Here is a 22,601-nt window from a genome sequence, read left to right as displayed (position 1 = left end):
GCTTTGATGTCTTCAAGCTCCTGCTTGGTAGCCATGTTGGCTTTGATGTCTTCGATCTCTTTTGTGAAACTATGCTTCACTTCTTCGAGTTCTTGTTTAGTGGCCATGTTGGTTCTAATATCTTCGAACTCTTTTGTGAAACGATTCCTCACTTCTTCAAGTTCTCGTTTCGTTGCCATGTTGGCTTTAATATCCTCAAGCTCTGTTGTGAAGTTTTGCTTCACTTCTTCGAGTTCTTGTTTCGTTGCCATGTTTGTTTTGACGTCGCTTACTTCCTGTTCGATAATTTGGAGCTTGTCCAAAATTTGTTTCAATATCGCTTCCAAGGAAAATCCTCCCTTCTTATACAGTAGCCATGGGAAAGCGGGTGGTGATGAATCGCTCCTTTCTTTTGAGAACTGGGGAAACGAGCGTGTAGAGTAAGTGGTTGAGGAAAGGGATGGGATTGTAGCGCAGAACAAATGAGGATCATCGTTCCCCATTCATATTATAAATGATTCACAGAAATTTGAACATAACGTTTTGGGTCATTGTCGCTTTGCATCCGTCCAGGAAAAGGAGTGCGTTTTAGCCCGTACGGTCATGTTAATCCCGGCAGCGGCATTGTTTTGACGAAAATCGAACTTCCTTTATTAAGGTGAAACATGGGATTTAGTCGGAATCGTTCATGATCAATACACGATTTCATAAAGAAAGAGCTGACTCCAAAAGTCCGCTTTTTAGCGGATTTTTGGGTCAGCCCCCTTTCGTTTGTGAACGTTTTCAATCACTTGTGGCATTTGTCCGGCGTGGTGTGTTCGGTTTCCTTTTGCTTGTCATGGCATGGAAAGCAGTACAACGTCTCTGTTTCTCGGCTGACGACGCCGTTTAAAAAACCATGCAGACAATGGATCGGCTTGCCGCATTGCGCGCAAAAGCCAACAAGCTCTTCCAACCGCCATTTCTCCTTTCATGGGGATTGAACATGTTCACCTTCGGGCTGTGACGCTCGTCACTACCGCCCAAGGCTCAAGCGGTTATGATAAAGTATATAATTCATTATACTACAAAGGAGGCCAATGTTATGAACCAATTTGCTGCCAAAATCCACGCCCCGGACTATCCGCCGCGGGATCGCCATCCGGCAATTTTTCGGCTGTTTGACAATTTGAAGCCGGGGGAAGTAATGGAGCTTGTCAATGACCATGATCCGCGTCCGTTGCAATACCAATTTATGATGGAGCGTCCGGATCAGTTTACATGGGAGTACTTAGAGGAAGGGCCGGACGTCTGGCGGGTCGCCATCGGCAAAAAATAAATCATCCGCTCCATTGGGATTTCCGTCTGCAGGCGGAAATCTTTTTTTTTCGCCGGTTGGTATGGTACGGTAAAAACAAACGATGGATGTCCGGAAAGGGGAAGCATGATGAAACAAACGATTGCTGGAGCGGTGCTCGCCGGCGGCCAGTCGCGCCGGTTCGGGCGGCCGAAGGCGTTTGCGCTGCACGAAGGAGCTCCGTTTTTCACTTGGTCGGTCGCGGCGCTCGATCCGATCGCGGATGAATTGTACATCGTCAGCCACCCGTCGCTTGTCGATGAATTCCGCCGGCAAACGGACATCCCGGTGCTGCTTGATGTGGAGCGTTACCGTGGTTCTGGGCCGCTGGCCGGCCTTTACACCGTCATGGAACAGAGCCGAGCCGACTGGGTATTCGTCTTGCCGTGCGACATGCCGTACATGCGGAGGGAAGTGACAGAGCGGCTTGCTTCTCATATCGATCCGATGGTTGATGCCATCGTCCCGCTCCATGGCGGCCGCCCCGAGCCATTGGTCGCCTTATACCACCGGCGGATCAGCCTCGTGATTGCTGAACTGCTTGATGACGGCGAACGGAGGATGGCGGCGCTCCTTGACCGCGCCCGCGTCCGCTATGTTGACGCCCAACAGCTTGCCGCGGATGAAACCGTATGGCGCAATGTCAATACGGAGGAAGAGTACCGGTGAAGGGGGAATTGTGGCAGAAGCAGACACAGCATACACTTTTTTCAATCAGAAGAGCCATCCTTGACCATGGAATGGTTCAGCTGCCTGAATCGCCCACCACTAAACAGGGTTACTCAAGCAATCCGAGCCTAAACGCTTTTCCGACTGCTCCCGCCCGCGATTTGACGTGAAGTTTTCGCAAAATGGAAGACACGTGGTGTTCCACGGTTCGTTTACTGATGTTCAGTTGTTCGCCGATTTCGCTGTTTGTTTTGTCTCTAGCAATGAGATCGAGAACGGCCAATTCCATGTCGGTCAAGGGCGAACCATCATAGAAAGCAAGATCGGCCGGAAACGATTTCACCCCGCGATAGCTTTCCCGAATGGCGTGAATCAGGGTTTCGGCAGAATCGCATTTGGATACAAAAGCATAGGCGCCTGCCTCATGGACGGCATGTACATATTCTGCGCTGGCATCCCCCGATAACATGACCACTTTGCTTGCAGGGAATCGTGATGAGATGTTCTTTGTCCAAATGAGGTTGTTCTGCCTTTGGTTCGGAGCATCGATGACAATGATATCAGGCTGGAAGTGAGCGATCTCCTTCTCTAGTTCGGCTGGAGAGAAGACGGCTCCCACTACTTCCAAGGCGGGCTCGCGTTCCAAAAGCTGACGGATGCTATCCATGACAAGGCCATGATCCCCTATGATCAAAATGTTGATTTTCACCATTGTCTCTTCCCCCTCCCCCGTAAAACGCAGCGAGTAGCGACGCATTTGGTTGGAACACACGTTGCGGTGAAACATGGAGTTTTACATGGGATGAGTGATGTGCTGTTTTGATCCATAAGGCCATTTCTCTCAACTCCATTCGTTAAAATTTTACAATATAGATCAATCTCTGTAAACGAAACTTCAAAAAATAGGTATTTTCCGCAATGAAATTTGCGGAAAATACGGATGTTTTTTCGATTTTATTTTGGTACAGTAAGGGTGAAGCCGGCCGGCTAATTCCTGTGTTCTCAATCATTGGTGATGTATTTTGGATCAAAGCATGAAGTATAAAAAGGGGGATTACTGATGTTTGGGATTCTTGCTTCGCCTAAAACCGTCCATGTATTGTTGCGAAAGGTCATGGCATTGGCTGGTGTGTTGGTGCTTTCCATCATCGCTTTTGGCTTGGCAAACCCAAATCAAGCTGGAGCGTGGCTGCATCCAGGTCCTACCGTCCAATATCCAAGTGAGGGAGGAAAATGGACATATGGCTTCTGGAATGCTATGGTTCGCTCCTATTACTATCATCCAACTTCGTGCCACGGTTCAACAGTTGTATACAATGGTGAGATGTTAAGAAGTGTCGATACCCCTGCAGGATTGACCTCTGCTGCTGAGAAAGGGGCTCTAAATTTCCCATGGTCTGATGACGCCTATTACTATAGAATTTGCAAATAATGAATCTGTTTGACTGGAAGCTTTTCTTTCACCCCTTCCCGAGCGGGATGGGATCTTTCTCTTCCGGGGGATGATGGATTAGGGAAGGAATGAGGCTCATGCATAAAAAAATCGTGGTCGCTGTTTCCGCTGTGCAGTTTCTTCTCTTAGCTTTCGTAGCGATTGTTGTTTCGGATGTCCATGACCGCTTTTTTCCGGAACAGCTGGATGTGAAAGCGAAAGTGACATTGGATTTTAGCCAGTCTGATTTGCGTCAGGAAGATGTGTTTCAACAGTTGGGGGCGATGAGCGATCGATGGGAACTAGGATTGATGAAAATCGCGCCAGATTTACGGGGGGATCAGTCGGGACAGATCTTTGTTCAAGTGGGGGAGAAAGGGGATTTTCCAAAGAGAATTCAGCGCTTTGGCCATGAGCCAGATGCGGAGATCCGCGATCGCCGCGCGTTGGCCCATTCGTTTGCCAATGGCGATTATTTGGTGACAGGGAAAACCGATCATATAGACGAGTTGAAACATTGGCTGGCGTCGCATCGGGTCGATCAGAAGTGGAACGAAGAGACTCTGTTGACCATTCTCCAATTTTTGATCGTGCAAAGCGATTTTGGTGTGGCGCTGTTGGCTGTTTCGGCGCTGATGGTGTCATTAGCTTTATACTGGCTGGCGGTCAAAGCGAAAGGGCGCGCGTTGCGTGTGTTGGCGGGAGTTCCGACGTCGCGCATCCAATGCGAGGATTTCAGCCACTTTTTGCTGGCTATGGTTTTGGCCGCCGCTATATTGGACGTCTTGGCCGCTCTTTATGTCGGCTTTGTCTATGGATGGGGATTCGTGCCTTACTATAGTAAAGTGTTGCTTTTGGCTGAGGCGATGGTGATCTCTTTGACAATGGCTTGCGCGTTGATTTTTTCTGTTGCCTCATGGCCGAATCCAGAGATGTTGGCGATGCGCGAACCTGCTGTCAAGCGTTTGGCCAGAAGTTCGGCTGTATTGAAACTCGCTGTATTTGCTTTCGTCCTTTCCGCTGTCTCACCGGCGGTTTCAGCTTATACGAATGCTAGAAAAACAGCACAGGAACAAATCATGTGGAAGTCGTTGGCTGATCAAGCGGTGTTGGTGTTCCCGTCCCGTCCAGGAAGAGCGGGGGGAGCGGAAATCGAGCAGTTGTTTCAGATGTTGCAACCATCGGTGGGGGACATGGTTCGACAAGCGGAGGCCGACGATCGCGTAGTGTTATCGAAAGCGTGGACGGAAGACGATTTCGCCATCGATGGCATGACCATTGCGCCGTATCGTTACATGGTTATCGTGAATGAGCGATGGTTGGATATCGTTCGCAAAAAGAACAAAGGGCTATCTTTGGTTCCTCTTGCGCTGGAACAGATTCCAAAGGACGTGAGACAATTTGTCGAACTCTCCATCCCGTTATATGTAAGAAACCAGCAACAGGCTCAAGCCATATGGCATGAGGTCAAGATGTGTCGTTTGACCGGATCGTCCCCTTTTCCATTTGTCCGCTTTGGCGGACAGCTTGAGTTTGCCCGGCCGAAGGAGGTGTTATTGTTGGTTGCCCCTCATGTCCATTCATTATTCAATGACAACTTTTTGATCTCTGTCGCTTCTTCGTCGGAGTTGAGTTTTGTCGGACTAGAGGAAACACAGAAACTCGTATCTGAACGCGGCCTTCAGAACCGGATCCGCGTCAACTATATGGCGGAGGAAGGAATTTTGCGCGCGCAGCTTTATGCCTATTTCGTGTGGCTTAGAATTGGATCGATTGTTGGTCTTTTAGCGGCCTTGGCTATTGCCTCCGCCATTAGTGCGTTTATTATGGCTGTGTTAAAAGCAAAACGCGATTTTCCTCTTCGCCTTGCTGGGGCATCTTGGTGGGCGGTGTTGCGCGGGCGAATCGTGAAAGAGTGGTTTTTAGGGGGGGATCATGGTCATGGTGATCATGCTATTTCAAGGAACAAACAGCTGGTTGCCAGTCGGTTTAACAGGGGCGCTTGTACTGCTTGCTTTGCCGTTCATACATATTGGCGCGGCAGCTTGGGTGTTTGCGAAAAACTCCCTGCGCCAGTTGTAGAAAGAAGGAGGAAGGCTCCATGAGAATTGAGGCCGATCAAGTGACGATGATGATTAATGAGCGAACGATTATGGAGAACGAAAGTGTCGTATGCTCCCCTGGAGCTTTGACGGCGCTTGTCGGTCCAAGCGGAGCGGGCAAAACGACGCTTCTCCATGTGCTTGGCTTGCTTTTGCGGCCGACAAGCGGACGGGTATTGATGGATGGTGTCGACACAACCAATTGGGGAGCGAAGCAACGCCGTCTGTTTTGGAAACACCATGCGGCATTCGTTCTCCAAGATTACGGAATCATTGAGGAAGAATCGGTTGCGTTTAATGTCACAATGGCTTCGAGTTTGTTTCGTTCGAAAGTCGTTGGCGACAAGGAGAAGGTGCGCAAAGTGTTATCGGAAACGGGATTGGATGGAAGAGAACGAGAATTGGCCGCTCGGCTAAGCGGAGGTGAAAAGCGACGTTTGGCCATTGCCCGCGCTCTCTATAAAGATGCACAAGTCATTTTTGCTGATGAGCCGACGGCCTCTCTTGATGAGGCCAACGGTGATCGCGTCATCGAGCTGCTTCAATTATTGGCGAAGCAAGGAAGAACGGTTATCGTCGCCACTCATGATGAGAAAATGATGCAAGCTGCTCATGCCATGCACGCGCTAAAAGGGATTCGTCATGGTTAAGGAGGGAGGGCAAATCAAGATGACGAAAAAAAAGATGGTGGGCCATTGGCATTGCCGTAGTGTTGGGCGGAGGGCTTTTGGTGGCAGGAGGAGGGATAGGGTTGTCGCTTATCCCGTTTCCGGGCAAACAAGAATTCTCTCGACCTGAATGCGGAAAGCTGCCGAGCCAATCCGAAGTGAAACGTGCATTGAGTCAGCACCGGGATCTTGTCGCTCGCTTAGAGAACATCGGAGAGGGCGTCAGCGTGAGAGTGGGGGCACCGTGCGGAGATCAAGCGGATGAAGCGCTTATTCACATTGTTTATCATACAAAAAAGGAACGGGATGCTGTTTCTTCCATTTTGACCAATCACAGTTTCGGGGTTCCGGTTGAACTGATCAAAAGATGAGAAGGTGCTCATTTCTCAAGTTTGAAAAAGGACGTGGTTGAGCTGCTTTTTCATGGCAATAGGGCTGACCCAGAACACGAGAGAGTTTTGGATCAGCCCCTTTTTCATTTGTGAACGTTTTTAATTACTTTGTGTCTTTTATCTGGCGGCCAAAGGCGTTTGCGCTATACGAAGGAGCTCCGTTTTTCACTTGGTCGGTCGCGGCGCTTGATCCGGTCGCCGATGAATTGTATATCGTTCAGCCACCCGTCGCTTGTCGATGAATTCCGCCGCCAAACGGATATCCTGGTGCTGCTGGATGTCGAACACTGATTTGGTTGGAACACACGTTGCGGTGAAACATGGAGTTTTACAGGGGATAAGTGATGTGCTGTTTTGATCCATGAGGCCATTTCTCTCAACTTCATTCGTTAAAATTTTACAATATCGATCAATCTCTGTAAACGAAATTTCAAAAATAGGTATTTTCCGCCATGAAATTTGCGGAAAATACGGATGTTTTTTTAATGTTATTTTGGTACAGTAAGGGTGAAGCCGGCCGGTGATCTCTGAAATAATGAGGAGGATGATGCTCAATGAAGAAGAAATTTGCCGTGCTTGCTTTAGCAGCAGGGCTTCTGGCCGCAGGAGGAGTAGCTCAGGCGGGAACGACGTATGATGATTATGACGTGATTGTTCCAAGATTCAATGATAATGCGTTTACTCCTCAGCAAACGAAGTCGACTACCGGCGCGTCAGCAGATTTGAAAGTATCGATACTGGGGAAAGCACTGGATGCAAGAGTGTATTCTTATAGCGGAGGAACTGGACCTTGGGTCCGTATCGAAACGGTTGGGGGACCATTCAAACTGCCTAATTCGATCAAAGCAGGCAAGGATGCGAGAGTGGAGTTTAGCTCGGATCTTACTCAATTAGTAGATGTCAGGGTAAAAGGGGAGTGGAGAAGCAATTGATTTATCATGAGAATGGACCAAACCGTTTGGATGGTCCATTCTCTTTGAACATGAAAACAAGCTTGGGAAAGGGTGTAAAGCATGTTGGGGCATCAAGTGAAAGTGGAATTTGTGAGAGTCTTTACGTGGCGTCAGTGCATTGTTTGGGCTGCATTGGTGTTGGTTCTGCCTGTCATCCAATTTATGCTAATCAAGGATGGCTACGTTTACTATAGGCAATTGGATCTTTTTCTCCGCTTGAATTCGAATTTTGTGCCGCTGTTGTTTCCCATTATCATGGTTCTTGTGTATTCGATTTCCTTCCCAAGTGAACAAAAAAACCATTTTATCCCATATGTACGTATCCGCATCCCTTTGACGACTTACTTCTTGAGCAAATTGATCGTCAATGCGATTCTATCTTTTTTGATTGCCTTTTTGATCGTATTCGTCCCTTTTATATTTTCTATGTATATTGAACCTTATTTAGGAATTGTTCGTTTCTATCCAACTAATGGGAATCCTATCCCTTATACAACGTTTGAGCAGTTGCTTGTCCTTGGCACGCTGCCATATGGAGTTCTTTACTCACTATGGGTAGGGCTGAATGGAATGATGTATGCGACAATGGGATTATTGCTCGTCATGATTTTGGAGAAGCCTTTTATAGCGCTTTCCATTCCATTTGTTTATTACTTGTTGGGAAACTTTATTACTCAAGTTTTGGGGTATGACCAATTTTCCCCTACCTTTACGATTTTTCCTTTCAGTATATCGCAACAACCTTTATGGACAGTATTCGTGCCATTCCTCTTCTTATGTTTTGTGGTGATGGTATTGATGTTCTATTTAAAGGAAAGGTTGCATAAGCACCATGACTAGGGTAGTAAACAAATGGAAGGATTTTGTGGATGAACTATTGGCATTCAAATGGATTCTCTTCGGAGTAGTGATTTACATATATGGATTAAGTGCTAAAGAGCATATGTATGTTGCTTCGTTGCAAACAAAATTATTGTTGAATAAATGGGATTTGTTGCATAAGTTTTTTGGTGATATTTACCTTATCTTATATTTTATCTTGCCGGTCTTTCTATACCGTTCTATTTCAATTATGATGTCTGATTTTGATTATGCAGTTTTGATACGGTTGGGTTCTTATCGAAGTTGGGTGTATGCGACACTAGTTCGATTGATGCAAAGTGCCAGCATATCGATAATCGTTTGGGGAGCAGTGAGCCTCGTTTTGTCAATCGGCGCCCCTTCTTTTGCTGGCTGGAGTCCGTTTAGTAGGCTGAATGCTTCTCTAAGCGAAACGCAAATATTGCAAAAATTTATAAACAGTCCCATTTTAGCGTTGGTGTTGCATTTAGCTTTGCTTGTTTTCAGTGTCAGCTGTATTCACCTTGTTTTGGCCATCCTTTATGTAAAGTGGAAAAACAAGGACATTGTCGTGTTTGTTGCGGTGTTCATATGGGTGTATGGCGTAGTGTCATTTAAACTTCTTTCTCCTCATTCCCTGTTTAATTTGTGCCATTACTTGATTTTGCATTCGGGGGTTGCTCAGTTCAGCAATATATGGGGATCGTTTTCGGTGGTTATAGGATGGATGATCCTGCTCATATGGATTGTCAATCGACTGGATTTGAATGTGAAAGGGTACAATTGGAAATATACCGCTTTTATTGTCTTGGTTGTTCTAGCATTATGGTCTGGAATGCGAGAGAACGTGGGACAAACTGTTTGGGACCAGTTTCTTTTCATGTTTATAGGCGGTTCCAAACAAGCGTTTTATTTCAAGTCGTTTTTATGTTATTGGGTTCTTTATTTTGGGGTCATCTATTTGGTCCAATTGCATTTGCAGACGGAATTGTCGGAAATGGGGTATTACAAGTTAGTACGTTATCAGTCGATCAGCCGATGGTTTTGGGCGTGGTATCATAAGATCATGCTATACATTGGATTATATTTATTCGCTTTAGCATTGCTCGCTTTGTTCATTTTGTCGTTGAAACGTTTTTCTTTTGATTTCCATGTTTCTATTGACCGTTCAGTTACATTGCTTGATATGTTTTATCATTTTTTGGTCAACGGCTACCTTCAAGTTTCGTTTTATGTCCTATTTGTGTTTCTGATCTCTTGGCTGAGCAAAGAAACATTTTATAGTTTCGTAGGGATCGCTATACTTTCATTTTTTATGTTCCCGGGTTTTAATAACTGGGGGATTATTCCATCTGGATTGAATAGCATGGCGTATTTATTGACAAATGATTCGATTTACCGCATCAGCACCGTTCTATTCTTATGGAATGTTTTCGCCATTGTTTTCTTGCTGTATGTCTTTTCCAAACAAGATCTCGATTTCTAAAAAGGAGTGAGTAAGTTGCCGCATATCCTGTTAGATCAAGTCAGTAAATCATTTAAAGGAGCAACGATTTTTGAAAACGTGAATTTTGCAGTGGAAAAGGGGAAAATTTATGGAATTATTGGTCCTAACGGTTCAGGAAAGTCTGTCTTATTCAAACTCATATGTGGATTTCTATTCCCTAATCACGGTAGGGTGATCGTGGACGGGGAAGAGTTGGGGGTCAATAAACGATTTCCCAGTGATTTTGGAATTATCATTGATCGGCCTGGATATATAGCGGGAAAGACAGGGTTTGATAATCTAAAAGCATTGGCTCTCATTCGAAACAAAATCAGTGATGACAAAATAAAGCAAACGATGAGGTTGGTCGGTTTAGATCCAGAATCGACGCAAAAGGTCAAACATTACTCACTTGGAATGAAACAAAAGCTTGCTATTGCTCAAGCCATTATGGAGGATCAACAAACGCTTATTTTAGATGAACCATTCAATGCTTTAGATGCTGACAGCGTTGAAAATATCCGAAACTTGCTTCGGAAATTCAAGGAAGAAGGGAGGACGATTTTGCTCACTAGCCATAATCAAGAGGATATTGATGTTCTTTGTGATGAAGTGTACAGAATCAATCGTTTCAGACTTGAAAAAGTAAAAAAGTAGAACGCGATGTTATAAGCTCACATTCATATATAAATTGAAATAAAGGTCTCCTCCATTTTGGCTGACCACAGTTTCGGAGTTTCAGTTGAGCTAATCGAAAGATAAGATGGAATTAGCGTTGAGGTCTAAATGTGATCCATATCACATAACGCGCCTGAATGTTGCGGTACAATGGAGGCCAAGGAGGGGGCCGCAATGCGCGATTTTAATGAAAATCCGTTTATTGTGATTTGGGAATTGACGAGAGCTTGTCAACTCAAGTGCCTTCATTGCCGCGCCGAAGCGCAATACCATCGCGATCCGCGCGAGTTGACGTTTGAGGAAGGGAAAAAACTGATCGATGAGATTTACGAGATGGATCAGCCGATGCTCGTCTTTACGGGCGGCGATCCGCTCATGCGCCCGGATGTGTACGATTTAGCGAAATATGCGATCGATAAAGGATTGCGCGTGTCCATGACGCCGAGCGCGACGCCGAACGTGACGAAAGAGGCGATCCGCAAAGCAAAAGAGGTCGGCCTGTCGCGCTGGGCGTTTAGCCTTGACGGGCCAAACGCCGAGATTCACGACCATTTCCGCGGCGTGAGCGGCTCGTTTGATTTGACGATCCGTGCGATTCACTACTTGCATGAGCTCGACATTCCCGTGCAAATCAACACCGTCATTTCGCGATACAACGTTCATGTGCTTGACGAGATGGCGGCGTTGGTGGAGAAGCTGAAATGCGTCCTTTGGAGCGTCTTTTTCCTTGTGCCGACAGGCAGGGGAAAAGAGGAGGATATGATTTCCCCCATCGAGCATGAGCGGGTGTTCCGCTGGCTGTATGAGACGAGCAAGCGCGTCCCGTTTGACATCAAAACAACGGCGGGTCAGCATTACCGCCGCGTCGTGCTGCAGGCGAAAATGCGTGAAGGAAAAGCGGCAAAAGGCGGCATCCGTTACGAAGACGTGTTGAACAAAGGCTTAACCGGACAAGTCGACGGGCTCGGCCGCGCGCCGAAAGGAGTAAACGACGGCAACGGCTTTGTTTTTATCTCCCATATCGGCGATGTCTACCCAAGCGGGCTGCTGCCGGTGAAGGCAGGGAACGTCCGGGAAACGCCGCTGGCGGACATTTACCGACACTCGCCGATTTTCCAAGACTTGCGCAATCCGGACAAATACAAAGGAAAATGCGGCGTCTGCGAGTTCCGATATGTGTGCGGCGGCTCACGCTCGCGGGCGTACGCGGTGACGGGAGACTATTTGGAAAGCGAGCCGTATTGTGTTTACATTCCAAAGGCGCTGCGGACAAAAGAGCGAAGCCAACGGTAAGAGAGCGGTGAAAAACGGCCGCTTAAAATGACGGCGCTGCGGCGTTCGTGAGACGGTTGCCCGGGCGCATGCGGCGGACGTTGGTGATGTGTCCAAAACATACGGGGAAGGAGCAGGCGCCCTTCCCCGTTTTTATCATCCTGAACCGAGAAGATCCCCCACTTCCACGCGTGAGCGTAAGTGGGGGATGAATCGGGATTTGCCGTCACTCTTCCTCTTGCTTCCACAGAACAGAAGGGGTAAAGAAACGTGGGACGCACGGGGATGGCTTGGTGGACAGCCTGCTGTGGGGCGGGTGTTCCCAAGAATCTCCCACCTCAAAGCTCAAGCGTAGGTGGGAGAGCGTTCAATGTTGAAATATCATTCGTGGTCCAAATCGACAATAAATGTCTCCGGCCCGGTCGGCGCCGCGCTTCCTCCCTTTGGTTCGAGGCTCGCTTTAATTTGCTTGAACTGTTTGACATCCTCGCCGGTGATCAAAATGCGCGCCGCTCCGTGGCGGATCGTCAACAGCTCCCCTTTGACCTCGTTGTTGGTGTAAATGATCCACAATTGATAATCGCGAGTCGCAAACGGCGGCAACCCTTCAATTTCCATCAGCATTTCCTTCGTATCGTTATTGAGCCAAATCGTGCCGTCCATCTGTTGAAAAAGCGCCGATGGTTCAATCGGAATTTGTTTCGTTTTGGGATTACGGATGATTCGCTCAATTGGAATGTCGGTATGTTGTTTGACAATCTGGTATCGATATGGCTCATCCGATCCGCCATGGGAAGCGGTCGGCCCGTCGTTCGAAGCGGAAAGGCACAAGGCGAAAAGGAAGACGGCCAAAGCGGCGCCGATCCATCCCGAAGCGATGCGGACCTTTCGCTGCGCGCGCGCTGTTTGTCTTTGCGCTTCCGCTTGTGCCCAAATTCGCTCTTTGTGAGAAAGGGGCGGTGCTTCATATTGGGCTGCCTCTTTAAGCCCCATGTCTTTCCACGCTTCAAGCAGGCGTTGGCATTCAAGGCAGTACTTAAGATGGTTGGACACGTCTTCTTTTTCTTGTTCTGGCAGCATCCCTAACAGCCAGTCCACGATTTTTGCTTCCGAAATATGGCTATGCTTCATGCTGTTCTTCACCTCGGCCAGCTTCCATCCAGTGGAACAACTCTTTTTGTTTCCGCAAATTGCGCAAGCCGTAGCGGATGAGCGACTTGACGGAGCCTAACGGTTTGTTCATCGCGGCGGCGATTTCCCGCTGGGTTTCCCCGTGAAAGTAAAAGTGAATGATCGCTTGCCGCTGCTCCTCGGGGAGATGGGCTAACGCATCGAGGATGACTAGTTGTTCCAGTTGGCGGAGAAAGTAGAATTCCGCCCCCTTTTCTTTTAAAGCCGCTTCCTCAAGGCGGCTCACTAGCAAATCCCGTTTCTTGCGCAGGCGGTCGAGCGACCGGCTTTTCGTTTTCACGGCAAGAAAGGCTTGAACGCTTCCCCGCTTCGGATCAAATTGGTGCGGTTTTTGCAAGATTTCGAGAAACACATCGTGGCTGACATCTTCCGCCTCCACCTCGTTGCCGACGATTCGAAGAGCGATATGATAGACCATCGGAGCGTATTTTTCGTAAAAACGGTCAAAGGCGGCGCGCGAGCCTTCGGCGATCTTCTCGAGCAGTTCCATGTCTTCCCGTCGATCTTCCATCTTGCCCACCTCCCGACACATGCTTGATGGAATTGTTGCCCCTACTGCATCTATTCTACAATTTCATTTTTCTCCTGCAAAACAAATCCATTGATCCATTTCTGGCGTATACGAAGTGAAAACAGAAGGAGGGAGTGAACGTCGTGCGAAGCAGGGTCATCATGATGTTCGCCATGATCTTGACGCTCTTTTCGCTTCTTCTTCCGATCCGCCCGGCAGCGGCGGCAAGCGGTGTTGTTCTCTTCACGCCATACACCGGGCTTTCCGTGACGCCGGGGGAAACAATCGACTATACGGTCAATGTCATCAACAACGGTTCCAACATTGAAAACGTCACCTTCTCGTTTGACCACCTGCCGAAAGGATGGTCGACTTCGATTACCGCTGAGGGGAGAACGATTGAGCAGCTGTCCGTCCGAGGCGGAAAAGAAGAACAGGTCACGTTGGAAGTGACCGTGCCGCTGGATGCCGACAAAGGGGATTACCGCTTTTGGCTCGTCGCGAAAGGGGAGAGTGGTTCATCGAAATTGCCGCTGCTTGTCCGCGTGACGGAACAAGGATCGTTTAAAACGGAACTGACGTCGGAACAAACGAACCTCGAGGGGCACGCGGATTCGAGCTTCACGTATGATGTCACGCTGAAAAACCGAACCGCCAAGACGCAAAATTACGCGTTAAGTTCGGCGGCGGAAAAAGGTTGGCAAGTCACGTTCAAATCGGAAGGCAATTCCGTTACGTCGGTGAAACTCGAGCCGAATGAATCAAGAGACATTACCGTAGAGATCAAACCGCCGGAAAATGTGAAAGCGGGCACGTACAAAATCCCGATCAAAGCGCAAACGAGCGATACGTCGGCTGAGCTGACGTTAGAAGCGGTCATTACGGGCACGTATGCGCTCAAACTGACGACGCCGTCAGGAAACTTAAGCACCGATGTGACGGCGGGGCATGAACGGGTGATCGATCTTGTCGTCAAAAACACCGGAAGCGCTCCGCTTTTGAACATCAATATGACGGCTGACGCTCCGCCTGATTGGGAAGTGGAATTCGATCAAAGCACGATCGCCCAGCTGAACCCGGGCGATTCCAAAACAGTCAAGGCGAAAGTGAAAGCGTCGGATGAAGCGATCGCTGGGGATTATGTCGTCAACTTCCAGGCGCAAACGGCGGAAACGTCGGCGGAGGCGGCGTTTCGCGTCTCGGTCAAAACGTCGACCGTTTGGGGCGTGGTGGCGGTGTTGATCATTCTCGGGGTGGCCGGAGGGCTGTACTATTTGATCAAAACATACGGGAGGAGGTAAGCATGGCAGCACCTGCCGTCATCGAGCTTGACAACTTGTGCAAAACGTATGGCGACCATCGGGCGGTTGACCATTTGTCGCTTTCGATTCAAAAAAGGGAAATTTTTGGCCTCCTTGGCCCGAACGGGGCGGGAAAGACGACGACGATTTTGATGATGCTCGGGCTCACCGAACCGACGTCCGGTTCGGTGAGGGTATGCGGGATCGATCCGGTGCGAAACCCGATTGAGGTGAAACGGAAAGTCGGGTACTTGCCGGATGATGTCGGCTTTTACCATCACATGACAGGCTTGGAGAACTTGTTGTATACGGCAGCGTTAAACGGCATTCCCCGCGCCGAGGCGGAAAAGCGGGCGTGGGAGCTGCTCGAGAAGGTGAATTTGACTGATGCGGCCCGCAAGAAAGCGGGGACATACTCGCGGGGAATGAGGCAGCGGCTCGGCTTGGCCGATGTGTTGATGAAGCGCCCGGAAGTGATCATTTTGGATGAGCCGACGTTGGGCATCGATCCTGAGGGAGTGCGAGAGCTGCTTCGCCTGATCCGCAATTTGAGCCGCCATGAAGGCATCACCGTTCTATTGTCCTCGCACCAATTGCACCATGTGCAGCAAATTTGCGACCGGGTCGGCTTGTTCGTGGGCGGCCGGTTGTTGGCCGAAGGGAATATCGAGCGCCTGGCGCAACAGCTGTTTTTGCAGGATGCCTATGTCATCCATGTGGTCGCTTCACCGCTTGACGCTTCCTTACGGTCCAAAATCGAGGCGATTCCGGGCGTCAACAAAGTCGAGCAAACGGAAAATGGATGGGATGTGTATTGCCAAACGGATGTGAGCGCCGCCATCAGCCAGACGATCATCGAAGCCGGATCTTCGCTGTTCCATCTCAGCCGGCGGGATTTTGGACTTGATGAGATTTATCACCGCTATTTTGAAGGGAGGGATGTACGTGAGGGCGAGTAACGAAGGACGATGGGCAAACGATGTTTTTTCATATGTGAAAAGATGGAGCGAACGGCTGAAGGCGGGTGCGCTTGATGAGAAGAAACGGGCAAGAGGGGCAAACAGCGCCTTTTCGGCCATGGTCAAAAAAGAACTGGCCGATTATTTGACGAGTTGGCGCATGATCATTTTAATCGCCCTCATCTTGCTCACTTGCTTCGGCTCGCTGTATACGGCGATGACGACGATCCGGGACGCGTTGGATTCCTCGGAAGAGGCCAAGGAAATCGCGAAAGGCGCCTACTTGTTTCTAAAATTATTCACCGTCTCGGACGGAACGTTGCCTTCGTTTCTGACGTTTGTCAGCTTTCTCGGGCCGCTGCTCGGCATCGCTCTTGGATTTGACGCCATCAATTCGGAGCGGAGCCGGGGGACGTTAAGCCGGCTCATGGCCCAGCCGATTCCGCGCGATTATGTGATCAATGGCAAGTTTGTCGCGGCTCTTTTATTGAACGCTGTGTTGTTTTTCTCTCTCGGTCTGCTTGTGACGGCATTGGGCATTTTGATCTTGGGCATTCCACCCACGTTCGAGGAATTTGCCCGCATCATATGCTTTTTGTTGTTATGTCTTGTGTATATCGCCTTTTGGCTGAATCTCGGCATTTTGTTTTCTGTTGTCTTCCGCCAGGCGGCGACATCCGCGTTGTCGTCGATGGCCGTTTGGCTGTTTTTCAATCTCTTCTACTCGATGATTGTGGAAGTGTTTGCGAAACCGTTTTTGCAGTCTGACGCCATTACGTCCGTCGAGCAGGCGGTCGGCCGTCAAGAGTTGGTGCTTGGTCTCATGAGATTGTCGCCGAGCTACTTGTTCAATGAATCAACAACCGCCTTGCTTTCGCCGGACGTCCGAACGCTAGGGATCGTCACGGTGGAGCAAACGGCCGGCGCTGTTGCGGCCCCCTTGCCATTCTCGCAAAGTTTGCTGCTTATTTGGCCGCAGGCGACCGCGCTCATTGCCGCCACTCTCATCTGCTTTGCGATCGCGTATTGGTTGTTTATGAGGCAGGAGATACGGGCGAGTGGGTGAGAAAACAAGTTGTTTGCCGTAGACGGGGCGGAAGAGATGTGTGCGCCCAACAGCGTTTCTTATCGTTCGTATGTGAAAAACGTTCTGCCAAATCGTGTCCGTTCCTTTTGGGGACGGGCTTTTTCTTTTTTTGGATGTGACAAAACCGTGACAACGCTTGTGGCAAAATGGTGACAACAGGCAAGAATGTGATCAACCTCACAAATCCGTTTCCTTCTCCTGCGTATGATGGAAGTACAAACAACGTCACAAATTTTGAAAGTTTGGGAGGGGCTTTTCATGAATAAACAAAAGGCGCTGCTGCCGATTACGACGTTCGCCATGATGTTTTCATTCGCTGTGTGGGCCGTGTTTTCGCCGCTTGCGAGTACGTTTCAACAAATGTACGGGCTGACATCGACGCAAAAAAGCATTTTGGTCGCCATTCCGGTGCTGCTTGGCTCGATCATGCGTTTGCCGCTTGGCATTTGGACGGACCAGATCGGCGGGCGCAGACTGTTTTCGCTGCTGCTCTTGTTTCTTGTCATTCCGCTTGTTGGCGCAGGGTTTGCAGATTCGTATGCGATGCTTCTGTTTTGGGCGTTTTTCATCGGCATGGCCGGAACGTCGTTCGCCATTTCGGTGACGTTCGTTTCCCGCTTGACTCCGCCGGAAAAGCAAGGGACGGCGCTTGGGATTAACGCGATGGGCAACTTCGGCACGGCGGTTGCTGCGTTTTCCGTTCCATCGATTGCCGCAGCGTTTGGTGTGCCTTGGGCTTTTTGGAGGATGATCATTCCGGTTGTCGTCATGCTCGTTCTCGTTTGGTTTTTCACACCGGATATGCCGAAACCGAAACAACAAAAAACGGTGCGTGAATCGCTGTCGGTATTGAAATATAAACATACGTGGACGTTGTCGCTCTTTTACTTCGTTACGTTCGGGGCGTTTGTCGCTTTTGGCATTTACTTGCCGTCGCTGCTCGTTGACTTGTATGGGTTGACGCCGGTGGATGCTGGGATGCGCGCGGCTGGGTTTACTGTACTCGCTACGCTTGCGCGGCCAGTCGGCGGCTATCTTGGCGATAAAATCGGCGCTGAACGGGTGTTGACGTTCGTCTACGCTGGAATGACAATCGGCGCGTTGGTGATCGCGTTTGGAATGGAAAATATTTGGGTGATGACAGCGGCTTGTTTGTTTGTGGCCGTGATGTCTGGGCTGGGCAACGGTGCGGTGTTCAAACTCGTGCCGCAGCTGTTCCCAGCCGAAACGGGCGCCGTCACCGGCCTTGTCGGGGCCTGGGGCGGACTTGGCGGCTTTTTTCCGCCGATTGTCATGGGGATCATGAAAGATGCAACAGGTTCGTACGTGCTCGGTTTTCTGCTCCTTAGCTTGTTTACCCTTATTTGCTTCTTGCTGAACCGGCTCGTATTTGGCAAAAAAGCCGGCGAACCGGCGAAGCGGTTCGCTTCTTGAATGGAATACCGTATAGAGAGGCTGAAAGCTTGTTCGCTTTTAGCCTCTTTTTTTATTTGGGCGTGTTTTTCTGTTATTCAATGTGAGTATGCGTTTCACTATTGTTACATGATTAAAATATATTGCTCATTATTTCACAAATCATTCAAACATGGCTGTCTGTTGGTGATACAAATCACCAGGGAAGAAGTGAAAATGCCGTACGTTAAAGGTGTAAATCAAATCATCTAAGGGGGGAGAACGATGAAACAAAGGATGTCTTCGTTATTGTCCGTCGCGTTGGCCGCTTCGCTTTTGGCCGCATGCAGCAACGGGGGAGGAGGAGAGGCAAAGGCGGAACATAAAAATGGAACAACGGCCTCTGCGCAACGGTCTGCTGAAAACGTGTTAGCCGCCCACCAAGCGTCAACCAAGCGCCGGTGTCGTTAAAAATGGAGCGGATCGGTCCGCATGACGTCCGCATTGAAATGACGGCGCAAATCACTGACATTGAAATTGACAAAGGGAAAACGCATTATACGGCGGTGAAAAGAAACAGAAGTGATTCGCATCACAACCGACAAGAAAAAAAGAGCGTCCGGCGTGCCGAGAACAACGGCCGGTCGGGCGCTTTTTTCATCAGTGTCCTGAGACGGCTCGATCCGTTTTGTTGTCCTTGGCGTTTTGCTCACTCAATGCAGCAAATATCCGCCGGGCAATCTTCACATTGGATTTCCGCTTTCAAATAGTTTAAATCATGAACCGTAATTTTCCCCCGCTTCATCGAGATAATCCCTTCCTGTTTTAAGGCGTTGAGCATCCGATTGACGCTTTCGCGCGTCGTGCCGCAAAAGTTGGCTAAATCTTGGTTTTTCAATGTGACATCAATAAAAATGCTTCCGTCCTCAAGCGGGACGCCATAACTGTTGCAAAGGCGAATGAGCGTCGAGTAAAGCGCTCCTTTTTTGCCGTTCATGATCAAATCGCGAAACTTTGTCTGTGTCCGCCGGGCATGCTTGCTGATCCAGCGCATATATTCAAGGGTAAGGGGCGGATTGATCAGCAGCTGCTGTTCCAGTTCCTCTTTGTTTATGACTGCCGCTTCGCCTGGCTCTATTACCTTGGCCGTCAACAAGTAGCGTGCATCGTTCGTAAACAGCGTCAATTCACCAACGATTTCCCCGCTTCCGCAAATGCGGAAGCACATTTCTTTTCCGTCCGGACAAATTTTGCTCACTTGCACTTTGCCGGAAAGAATCAAGTACAGCTCATTGGCCGGCATCCCTTCTTGGAACAAAAAGGAGTGCTTGCGAAGTGGAATCACTTTTTTCGACGATTGCAACAAAGAACGTAAATGGGGAAAATATCCATTCACTGCAGCTTCCATTGATAGCACCTCCATTCATTCAGCTATTTCTATTGTAAAAATCATCACAGCGAGAGAGAGTGAAAAAAATCACCGGTTGCGACTTTCTCTGAGAGGCGTCACAATTTTTTCTAAATTGGTTTTTCCTTTTTCTATGTTACAATGTGAGTAGCATAGCATCACAGCATTCTACTGTTTGTTTTCGTATGGTAAAAGGGAGACGGAACAGAGAGAGGTTCGTCGATGGAAGAGTTTTGGTCACCGGTTTGGTTATCGATAAACGTATCGCTTCTTGCCGGCGTGATCGTCGCAATCCTTGGAACAGCGGCAGCAAGGTGGATGGCGCGCCGCCGGTTTCGCGGCAAGACAGTGGTGGAGACGGTGTTTATGCTGCCGCTTGTATTGCCGCCGTCGGTCGTCGGGTTTTTGCTCGTTGTCTTGTTTGGGCGTCATAGCCTAATCGGACAGCTGGTGGAAAGGTGGTTTCACACAACGATATTGTTTACGCCCGGCGCGGCGGTGATGGCGGCGGTTGTTGTGTCGTTTCCGCTCATGTATCAGGCGGCCAAAGCGGGGCTGGAGGCCGTCGACCCCGCCATTGAAGGAGCGGCGCGCATCGACGGGGCGAACGAGCGCCAAGTGTTTTGGCATATTTCGCTGCCGCTGGCCAAACACGCGTTATTCTCCGGAGCGGTGCTGTCGTTTGCCCGCAGCCTCGGGGAGTTCGGCGCAACGCTCATGTTTGCCGGAAACATCCCGGGAAAAACGCAGACGATTCCGACTGCCGTCTATATGGCGATGGAGTCGGGGCGGATGGAGCTGGCGTGGGCATGGGTGGCGGTCACGATTGGATTGTCATTTAGTTTATTGTCCTGTGCGGCGAAACTAGGCCGTTGGCAGCGATAAGGAGAAGGCCGTTGGAATATCACGCGGCCCATGAAAGGGAAAGGAGGGAGCGCCATGGAAGAGCGCGACCGGATGAAGATCACCGACCGCCTCGCCCGCCCGCTTCGTGATTTGCGGCTGTCGGTCATCGACCAATGCAATTTTCGCTGCGTCTACTGCATGCCCGCTGAAGTGTTCGGGCCGAATTTTCGCTTTTTGGCGGAAGACCAGCTGTTGACGGTTGAGGAAATGGCGCTTTTAGCGGAATGTTTCGTCGAGCTTGGCGTTGAAAAAATCCGCCTGACTGGCGGCGAGCCGCTGCTTCGGCGCGACCTCGATGCGCTCATTGAGCGGCTGTCCATGATTCCCGGCTTGCGGGACGTTGCCCTTACGACGAACGGCATCCATTTGGTGAAATGGGCGAAACGGCTGAAAGCGGCTGGGTTGAAGCGCGTTAACGTCAGCTTGGATGCGCTTGATGATGACATTTTCCGCAAAATGAACGGCATCGGCGTCGGCGTCGCTCCGGTGTTGAAAGGCATTGAAGCAGCGCGCGAGGCGGGGCTTGGCGTCAAAGTGAACATGGTGGTCAAAAAAGGATGGAACGATTCACAAATCGTGCCGATGGCGGCTTATTTTAAAGACTTGGGCATCCCGCTCCGCTTTATTGAATTCATGGATGTCGGCACGACGAACGGCTGGGATTACTCCCATGTCGTGACGAAAAAAGAGATGTACGAGCAAATCAACGCGATGCATCCGCTCGAGCCGGTCGAACACGAGTACTTCGGGGAGGTGGCGAGCCGCTACCGCTACGTCGGCACGGACGTGGAAGTCGGCTTTATCGCCTCGGTGACGGAAGCGTTTTGTCAAAGCTGCACACGAGCGCGCATTTCCGCAGACGGAAAGCTGTATACGTGTTTATTTGCCTCGAAAGGCGTGTCGTTGAAAGACAAACTGCGCGCCGGGGCAGGGAAAGAGGAGCTGAAGGAGCTCATTACAGCCGTCTGGAACCGGCGGACGGACCGCTATTCGGAAGAACGGACGGCGGAGACGGCGAAACAACGGCCGAAAATTGAAATGTCGTATATTGGAGGGTGAAAAAAACGGGAGCGCTCTTTCCGTAGAAGAAGCGATCCCGTTTTTGGTTTATGTTTTCGGAAGTGCGAATCGGCGTCTTTCTTCCTTTAAACCTTCACCGCCGCCAACACGCGCGGGAAGAGGATGTTGTTTTCCAAATGGATGTGGGTAAACAAATCGTCTTCGAGCGCCGCGAGTCGGTTGTAGACGAGCCGGTACGTGCCGCACGCGTCTTCCGGCGGGGTGAAGTCGTTGGTGATGTCGCGAATGTCTTTGATGAGATCGCCAGCGGCGTCATGCTCATGGACGAGTTCACGAACGGCCTGCTCGACCGCCTCCCGGTTTTCCGGCGACGGGTTGTCGGCAAATTGCAAAATGAGCGGGAACGCTCCCGTTTCCTCTTTAATGAGATGCTGCTCGAGTTCTGTTTTTAACTCATGAAACAGTTTATGCACGCGGGAAAGATGCGGATGGTGCATGCCGTGCACGCGCAACACTTTCGTGACATACGGGCTGAGTTGCGGCAGTTCCTCGTTCAAATAGCGGTGGTGCGTGTTGATGATATGCTCGATCAAGTCGGCTAGCGGCGCTTCACTCCAGTTTCCGGTTGGCTTGTTTTGCGCTTCGTTATACAAGGTGTTCAGCTGGTGAAGGAGCGCTTCGCCGTCCAGTCCGCGCTCTTCGATGGCCTCTTTTAACGGGCGCTGCCCGCCGCAGCAAAAATCAATGCGCTGCGCTTTAAACAAATCCGCTGCTTTCGGAAAGACCGTGACAATATCGCCAATTAACGATTGTTCGGTAAACCGCTGTTCCATTTCGGATCCCTCCATCACCAAATCGTTACAGCTTCAGCATACCTTGTTTTGGACGCCAACGTTGTGACACATCTCACACAAACGAAAAAAGTAGACAACAAGGAAATGTGATGAACATCACAACAGTGGCTCCCTTCTTTCCTGTACAATAAAACGGACGATATAAATTGGCTCTTCACCAAAAGT

The 22,601-nt window shown here is 49.7% G+C and carries 24 protein-coding genes and 2 pseudogenes; 19 read left to right on the top strand and 7 right to left on the bottom strand.

Features of this window, described 5'->3' with window-relative positions; genetic code table 11:
- Together I656_RS14355 and I656_RS18535 are read right to left on the bottom strand one after the other, a co-directional pair.
- Positions 1–326: pseudogene (locus I656_RS14355) on the bottom strand (hypothetical protein); the annotation flags it as partial.
- A 440-nt stretch (positions 327–766) separates the two neighbouring features.
- A complete protein-coding gene (locus I656_RS18535; RefSeq protein WP_011230263.1) occupies positions 767–934 on the bottom strand; it encodes a hypothetical protein in 168 nt (55 codons plus the stop codon).
- Between the two features lie 129 nt (positions 935–1,063).
- Here I656_RS18535 and I656_RS14360 point away from each other — a divergent pair, with 129 nt between their 5' ends.
- Both I656_RS14360 and I656_RS14365 read left to right on the top strand, forming a co-directional pair.
- Positions 1,064–1,297 (top strand): DUF2249 domain-containing protein, encoded by a 234-nt coding sequence (locus tag I656_RS14360; RefSeq protein ID WP_011230264.1) that lies wholly within the window; start codon positions 1,064–1,066, stop codon positions 1,295–1,297.
- 105 nt (positions 1,298–1,402) lie between these two features.
- Complete coding sequence (locus tag I656_RS14365) at positions 1,403–1,984, top strand: molybdenum cofactor guanylyltransferase (protein ID WP_020753641.1); 582 nt, start codon at positions 1,403–1,405, stop codon at positions 1,982–1,984.
- 109 nt (positions 1,985–2,093) lie between these two features.
- Here I656_RS14365 and I656_RS14370 read toward each other — a convergent pair whose 3' ends face one another.
- Positions 2,094–2,696, bottom strand: coding sequence for a response regulator transcription factor (locus tag I656_RS14370; protein WP_081212626.1), 603 nt, complete (start codon positions 2,694–2,696; stop codon positions 2,094–2,096).
- A gap of 348 nt (positions 2,697–3,044) precedes the next feature.
- On the opposite strand from I656_RS14370, the gene I656_RS14375 reads away from it, so the two are divergent.
- The 10 genes and pseudogenes from I656_RS14375 (at position 3,045) to I656_RS14415 (ending at position 11,828) form a co-directional block, all read left to right on the top strand.
- Entirely contained in the window at positions 3,045–3,416 is a 372-nt protein-coding gene (locus I656_RS14375; RefSeq protein ID WP_020753638.1) for a lactococcin 972 family bacteriocin, read from the top strand.
- 98 nt (positions 3,417–3,514) lie between these two features.
- Positions 3,515–5,521: a hypothetical protein gene (locus I656_RS14380; protein WP_235048581.1), complete on the top strand. Its 2,007-nt coding sequence runs from the start codon at positions 3,515–3,517 to the stop codon at positions 5,519–5,521.
- Positions 5,518–6,168 carry an ABC transporter ATP-binding protein gene (locus I656_RS14385; RefSeq protein WP_033004627.1) on the top strand — a complete coding sequence of 217 codons (651 nt, stop codon included), beginning with the start codon at positions 5,518–5,520 and terminating at the stop codon, positions 6,166–6,168. Before I656_RS14380 ends, I656_RS14385 begins: the two co-directional genes overlap by 4 nt.
- A 101-nt stretch (positions 6,169–6,269) precedes the next feature.
- Complete coding sequence (locus I656_RS14390) at positions 6,270–6,557, top strand: hypothetical protein (RefSeq protein WP_235048580.1); 288 nt, start codon at positions 6,270–6,272, stop codon at positions 6,555–6,557.
- Between the two features lie 110 nt (positions 6,558–6,667).
- Positions 6,668–6,863 (top strand): annotated as a pseudogene (locus tag I656_RS17550) (hypothetical protein); the annotation flags it as partial.
- 269 nt (positions 6,864–7,132) lie between these two features.
- Positions 7,133–7,510 carry a hypothetical protein gene (locus I656_RS14395; protein WP_020753632.1) on the top strand — a complete coding sequence of 126 codons (378 nt, stop codon included), beginning with the start codon at positions 7,133–7,135 and terminating at the stop codon, positions 7,508–7,510.
- A gap of 81 nt (positions 7,511–7,591) precedes the next feature.
- A complete protein-coding gene (locus I656_RS14400) occupies positions 7,592–8,371 on the top strand; it encodes a hypothetical protein (protein ID WP_020753631.1) in 780 nt (259 codons plus the stop codon).
- Positions 8,364–9,857 (top strand): hypothetical protein, encoded by a 1,494-nt coding sequence (locus tag I656_RS14405; RefSeq protein WP_020753630.1) that lies wholly within the window; start codon positions 8,364–8,366, stop codon positions 9,855–9,857. The genes I656_RS14400 and I656_RS14405 overlap by 8 nt, the downstream gene beginning before the upstream one ends.
- A gap of 15 nt (positions 9,858–9,872) precedes the next feature.
- A complete protein-coding gene (locus tag I656_RS14410) occupies positions 9,873–10,514 on the top strand; it encodes an ABC transporter ATP-binding protein (protein WP_033004622.1) in 642 nt (213 codons plus the stop codon).
- A 195-nt stretch (positions 10,515–10,709) separates the two neighbouring features.
- A complete protein-coding gene (locus I656_RS14415) occupies positions 10,710–11,828 on the top strand; it encodes a TIGR04053 family radical SAM/SPASM domain-containing protein (RefSeq protein ID WP_033004621.1) in 1,119 nt (372 codons plus the stop codon).
- Between the two features lie 360 nt (positions 11,829–12,188).
- On the opposite strand, the gene I656_RS14420 is transcribed toward I656_RS14415, so the two are convergent.
- Positions 12,189–12,938, bottom strand: coding sequence for an anti-sigma factor (locus tag I656_RS14420; protein WP_174520666.1), 750 nt, complete (start codon positions 12,936–12,938; stop codon positions 12,189–12,191).
- Positions 12,928–13,509 carry a sigma-70 family RNA polymerase sigma factor gene (locus I656_RS14425; protein WP_033004618.1) on the bottom strand — a complete coding sequence of 194 codons (582 nt, stop codon included), beginning with the start codon at positions 13,507–13,509 and terminating at the stop codon, positions 12,928–12,930. Before I656_RS14425 ends, I656_RS14420 begins: the two co-directional genes overlap by 11 nt.
- 134 nt (positions 13,510–13,643) lie before the next feature.
- On the opposite strand from I656_RS14425, the gene I656_RS14430 reads away from it, so the two are divergent.
- From I656_RS14430 to I656_RS14450, 5 genes are all read left to right on the top strand, one after another.
- Entirely contained in the window at positions 13,644–14,810 is a 1,167-nt protein-coding gene (locus I656_RS14430) for an NEW3 domain-containing protein (RefSeq protein ID WP_020753624.1), read from the top strand.
- Between the two features lie 2 nt (positions 14,811–14,812).
- On the top strand, positions 14,813–15,769 hold the full coding sequence (locus I656_RS14435) for an ABC transporter ATP-binding protein (RefSeq protein ID WP_033004616.1): 957 nt from the start codon (positions 14,813–14,815) through the stop codon (positions 15,767–15,769).
- Entirely contained in the window at positions 15,756–16,835 is a 1,080-nt protein-coding gene (locus tag I656_RS14440; protein ID WP_033004615.1) for an ABC transporter permease, read from the top strand. Before I656_RS14435 ends, I656_RS14440 begins: the two co-directional genes overlap by 14 nt.
- Before the next feature lie 279 nt (positions 16,836–17,114).
- Positions 17,115–18,290 (top strand): nitrate/nitrite transporter, encoded by a 1,176-nt coding sequence (locus I656_RS14445; protein WP_033004612.1) that lies wholly within the window; start codon positions 17,115–17,117, stop codon positions 18,288–18,290.
- Between the two features lie 243 nt (positions 18,291–18,533).
- Positions 18,534–18,719, top strand: a complete 186-nt coding sequence (locus tag I656_RS14450; RefSeq protein ID WP_020753619.1) for a hypothetical protein — start codon at positions 18,534–18,536, stop codon at positions 18,717–18,719.
- A 238-nt stretch (positions 18,720–18,957) separates the two neighbouring features.
- Here the strand turns inward: I656_RS14450 and I656_RS14455 are convergent, their stop codons facing one another.
- Entirely contained in the window at positions 18,958–19,656 is a 699-nt protein-coding gene (locus I656_RS14455; protein WP_015374125.1) for a Crp/Fnr family transcriptional regulator, read from the bottom strand.
- A 222-nt stretch (positions 19,657–19,878) separates the two neighbouring features.
- Here I656_RS14455 and modB point away from each other — a divergent pair, with 222 nt between their 5' ends.
- Both modB and moaA read left to right on the top strand, forming a co-directional pair.
- Positions 19,879–20,541 carry a molybdate ABC transporter permease subunit gene (gene modB, locus I656_RS14460; RefSeq protein ID WP_020753617.1) on the top strand — a complete coding sequence of 221 codons (663 nt, stop codon included), beginning with the start codon at positions 19,879–19,881 and terminating at the stop codon, positions 20,539–20,541.
- Positions 20,542–20,595: 54 nt separating this feature from the next.
- Complete coding sequence (gene moaA, locus I656_RS14465; RefSeq protein ID WP_033004605.1) at positions 20,596–21,621, top strand: GTP 3',8-cyclase MoaA; 1,026 nt, start codon at positions 20,596–20,598, stop codon at positions 21,619–21,621.
- A gap of 86 nt (positions 21,622–21,707) precedes the next feature.
- Here moaA and ric read toward each other — a convergent pair whose 3' ends face one another.
- Positions 21,708–22,415, bottom strand: coding sequence for an iron-sulfur cluster repair di-iron protein (gene ric, locus I656_RS14470; protein ID WP_033004603.1), 708 nt, complete (start codon positions 22,413–22,415; stop codon positions 21,708–21,710).
- Between the last annotated feature and the right edge of the window lie 186 nt (positions 22,416–22,601).

Origin of the sequence: Geobacillus sp. WSUCF1, from assembly GCF_000422025.1 — a bacterium.
Taxonomy (GTDB): domain Bacteria; phylum Bacillota; class Bacilli; order Bacillales; family Anoxybacillaceae; genus Geobacillus; species Geobacillus zalihae.
The sequence above is the reverse complement of the archived record's forward strand: the minus strand, read 5'-3'. Positions and strand labels throughout refer to the sequence as shown.